This window comes from Brevibacterium sp. (assembly GCF_031179145.1).
Classification (GTDB): domain Bacteria; phylum Actinomycetota; class Actinomycetes; order Actinomycetales; family Brevibacteriaceae; genus Brevibacterium.
The window spans coordinates 116271-120078 of record NZ_JAPSIB010000011.1; the positions used below are offsets into that span (position 1 = coordinate 116271).

The window sequence follows — 3808 nt, forward strand, 5'->3', positions numbered from 1 at the left end:
TCCTCGACTCCGAGATCCCGGACAAGGGCAAGGTGCTCACCGGCCTGAGCCTGTGGTGGTTCGACCAGCTCGCCGACACGATCGGGAACCACGTCATCAGCTCCGATGTGCCCGAGGTCGTGAAGGGTCGCGGCCTCATCGTGAAGAACCTGACGATGATCCCCGTCGAATGCGTGGCCCGCGGCTACCTGACGGGTTCCGGCATGGCGGACTACAAAGCCACCGGCTCCGTCTGCGGGATTCCGCTGCCGGCCGGCCTCGTCGAAGCCGACCGGCTCGAACCCGCCATCTTCACCCCAGCGACGAAGGCCGCAGTGGGCGAGCACGACGAGAACGTCAGCTTCGAGCAGGTGGCCTCGACGATCGGGACCGAGCAGGCGGAGCGGATCCGCGATCTGACGATCGAGATCTACCAGCGCGTCGAGGCGATCGCCCGCGAGCGTGGAATCATTCTTGCGGACACGAAGTTCGAGTTCGGCACCTTGGCCGGCGGCATGATCGTGCTCGGCGACGAGGTGCTCACCCCGGATTCGTCCCGATTCTGGGATGCCTCCCAGTACGAGGCGGGCAAGAGTCAGTCGAGCTTCGACAAACAGTACGTGCGAGACTGGCTGACCCAGGAGTCCGGTTGGGACAAGTCCTCGGACACTCCCCCGCCGCCGCTCCCGGCCGAAGTCATCGAGAAGACCCGAGCCCGCTACATCGAGGCGTTCGAAACGCTGACGGGAGAGACGTTCCCCGGCTGAGGGCAGCGGGACGGTCAGCTGAGAGCAGCGGGAGAGTCAGAGTGGCGGCATGACTCCGATGGCCGCAAGCAGGGACGGCACGACGAAAAGGACACCACCCAGCACCACCGGCGGGCCGAACATGCCGAGAACAGCGATGCGTCTGGGCAGCCTGTGCCGACGGGTATGGGAGATCGCAAGGACTCCGAATCCTGCAGCCAGCGTCAGGAAGAACAGCATGTACCCGACATCGAGGAGACCGATGTCGTCGGCGTCGGCCAGCAGGCCCGTGGCCATGCCGATCGCCTCGACCATGCTGCCGACGACGTACACCGCGAGCGTTGTGAACGCGCCCCATGTCAGCACACCCACGACTGCCGGTCGGAGAAGCACCGGCTGTGAGGAGACTGACAACAGCGCCACCACCGCCCCGAACACCTTCAGGCCGATGACGAGCCAGTTCATCACGGTGATGCCGGAAGCGTACTCGGCGTAGGGACCATCGGCGAAATGATCGAGGCCCTCGAAGACGACGTTGACCGCGGCGAATCCGATGCAGCCGACAGCGACAAGAACGGCTGCGACGGTGACCCAGCGGGGACTCTGACAGCTCGGTGGAGCATGAAATTCTGCAGATCTGGTAGGCATGAAACCATCTGGCACCAATGGCCCTGCCCGGCGCTTCCCTCTTGAGAGGGGAATCAAGCGGCTCCCGGGGGATGCCAGGCGCCCGGGGGAAGTCTTGCTCCCGGGAGATGGCTTGCTCCCGGGGGGATGCCACTATCGAGTCGGCGGCGACATCTGCGGGGTACGCGGCGATCCAGCGAGGTTCCCAGCAGGCCAGCGAGGTTCTCAGCAGGCCAGCGCCCCCTGAATTCGCTTCGAACCGGCCTTGCTTCCGCCCTCGCCGGTGGCCTCAGACGATTCCGGCGATGATGTCGTCGACCACGCGTTCGGCCAGACGCATCACCTCGCCCGAGTCCTGCCGTTGGAGAGGACCATGGACCACAAGTTCCGCGAAGCCGTGGACGGAGCTCCAACACGACCATTCAGCGCCCTCACGGCGAGCGGCGGAGAGCGTGCCCGCGACGACCATGTCGTCGAGCGCGCCGACGAGGAGCGCAAACGGGGGCGCCATGTCGACGTGTACCGGGAGGGCGTCGTTCCTTTTCGGCACCAACTCACGTTCAACCGACGCAGCGGCAGTGGAGTGGTGATCCGGGACAGTGCCTGACGCATCACTGTGGTCCGGCACAGTGTCGCTGTAATTCGGAGAAGCGGCATTGGAGTCCGCGGCGGATCGTTCGCCTGTGCCGCCGCCTTCGCTTTCACCCCTCTCCACGTCGAAGAATGCTGTTTCGAACCAACCTGGTTCGGATACGGCGAAAGTGATGTAGCCCAGCCCCACTGCGCGCAGACGATGCCGGGCCAGCGCACGGGGATCCGATGGCATCTCGGCGGCCATGAAGGTTCGCATCTGCTCTGCCATCTTCTCGAGGATCTCGCCTGCCACAGCGGCAACGAGCGCCTGCTGGTTGGCGAAGTGCCGATACGCAGCATTGGCCGATACCCCTACCCGCCTCGTCACTGCCCGCAACCCCAGGCCCTGCGGCCCCTGAGTGCGCGTCACGGCGAGCCCCTCGTCGATCAGCGACCGCCGCAGATCCCCGTGGTGGTATGAATTCTTCCCGCTGACCACTATCGCCTCCCGGGAATCAAGCGTAAGCTTTTCATTGAAGTTCACAGTGTACACATGTACAGCCGGACAGAAGAGCAGCGGCGGCCATCGGAGTCCGTCGATCAGGAGATGAGGGACAGCGATGACCAGCACCGGAAAGCCTCAAGTCGTCGATCAGGAGATATGGCAGCGTGAGCTCGATCAGCTGCGAGTGCGCGAGAAGGCCGCTACCAGAGAACTAGACGCGATCGCCGCTCAGCGACGACGCCTGCCGATGGTCGAGATGCCGGACTACACCTTGGAGGGCGCGGACGGTCCGATTCGGCTCGTCGACATCTTCGAGGGCAAGAGCCAGCTCATCGTCTACAACCACATGTGGCACGAGGGTGAGGAATGGCAGTGCGGTGGCTGCACATGGTTCTCCTCGCAATTCGCCCGGCTCGATTTCCTCGACAACTGGGACGCACGCTTCGTCATCGTCACCCAGGGCCCCATCGACGAGGCACTTGAGTATCGGCGACGAGTCGGAAACCAGATGCCGTGGTATTCGACGGCGAACAGCGAGTTCGGGGCCGACGTCGGTGCGCCCGCAGGAGGCGGATTCGCCCTCAACGTCTTCCTCAGGGACGGCGAGACCGTTTATCGCACATGGGGCACGTTCAGTCGCGGAGTCGAGCAGGTGAGTCACGTCTTCCCTCTCATTGACCTGCTGCCCTGGGGTCGTCAGGAAGAGTGGCAGGACTCCCCCGACGGCTGGCCTCAGTCTGCGACTTACAGCAAGTGGCCCGACTCCCCGGACATCGCGGCGCTCTACGGAGAATCCCGCTAGCCGCACCCCAAGAACCCCCTTGAAACCGAACCATCCCCACCGAGGCCGGTCGGAGCCGATCCCATAGTGGACATTGGCTCCGGCCGGCCTCGACTCTGTTTCCGCTTTTCGGCTCTGGTTCAGCTCGGGCTTAGCTCTGGTTCAGCTCTGGCTCGTCGAGCTTCTACTGTTGGCGTGTCGCCGTGACCAGCGCGGTCGCTACCGCCGAGCTGAAGCTGGTCGACTGAAGGCTCCTTGGAACCCTCTCGACTGGGCGCGCCCCTGGAGGGCGTATCGGGAGTCGAGTTGTGGGCGGAGTTGTCCCCCACCCGCACGTGTTCCTCGTCAATCGAAGAGGGTGTCGATGATCTGCCTGGCGATGAACCGGGCATGCAGGATCGGCTCCCTGGCCGGATCAACCGACGCCGGCGGCACCCACGCAGGCCGCCCATCGACCAGCATCACCGCATACCAATCCGACTTATCGATCAGGTGATGATGCCGACCACACGCCAACGTCAGATTATTGACATCAGTCCGCCCGCCTTCTGACCAGGGCACAATATGGTGCACATCGCACCACCCCGGCGGCGTCTC

Annotated in this window: 5 protein-coding genes; 2 read left to right on the forward strand and 3 right to left on the reverse strand. The window is 64.2% G+C overall.

Translation table 11 applies throughout. The features are described from left to right. Nucleotides 1-746 (forward strand): phosphoribosylaminoimidazolesuccinocarboxamide synthase (locus RIT73_RS10005; RefSeq protein ID WP_309131923.1); only part of this gene is annotated, 746 nt, incomplete at its 5' end. A 36-nt stretch (nt 747-782) separates the two neighbouring features. Here RIT73_RS10005 and RIT73_RS10010 read toward each other — a convergent pair. After that, complete coding sequence (locus RIT73_RS10010) at nt 783-1373, reverse strand: hypothetical protein (RefSeq protein ID WP_309131924.1); 591 nt, start codon at nt 1371-1373, stop codon at nt 783-785. Nucleotides 1374-1641: 268 nt separating this feature from the next. Beyond that, entirely contained in the window at nt 1642-2469 is an 828-nt protein-coding gene (locus tag RIT73_RS10015) for a TetR/AcrR family transcriptional regulator (RefSeq protein ID WP_309131925.1), read from the reverse strand. Nucleotides 2470-2545: 76 nt separating this feature from the next. On the opposite strand from RIT73_RS10015, the gene RIT73_RS10020 reads away from it, so the two are divergent. Further along, nucleotides 2546-3232: a DUF899 family protein gene (locus tag RIT73_RS10020; protein ID WP_309131926.1), complete on the forward strand. Its 687-nt coding sequence runs from the start codon at nt 2546-2548 to the stop codon at nt 3230-3232. 324 nt (nt 3233-3556) lie between these two features. Here RIT73_RS10020 and RIT73_RS10025 read toward each other — a convergent pair. Next, on the reverse strand, nt 3557-3808 hold a 252-nt coding region (locus RIT73_RS10025), incomplete at its 5' end, for an HNH endonuclease signature motif containing protein (RefSeq protein ID WP_309131927.1).

What these genes read in the sequence shown, in the direction of transcription:
- RIT73_RS10010 (WP_309131924.1), bottom strand. Translation starts at nt 1,373, where the DNA reads ATGCCTACCAGATCTGCAGAATTTCATGCTCCACCGAGCTGTCAGAGT.
- RIT73_RS10020 (WP_309131926.1), top strand. Translation starts at nt 2,546, where the DNA reads ATGACCAGCACCGGAAAGCCTCAAGTCGTCGATCAGGAGATATGGCAG.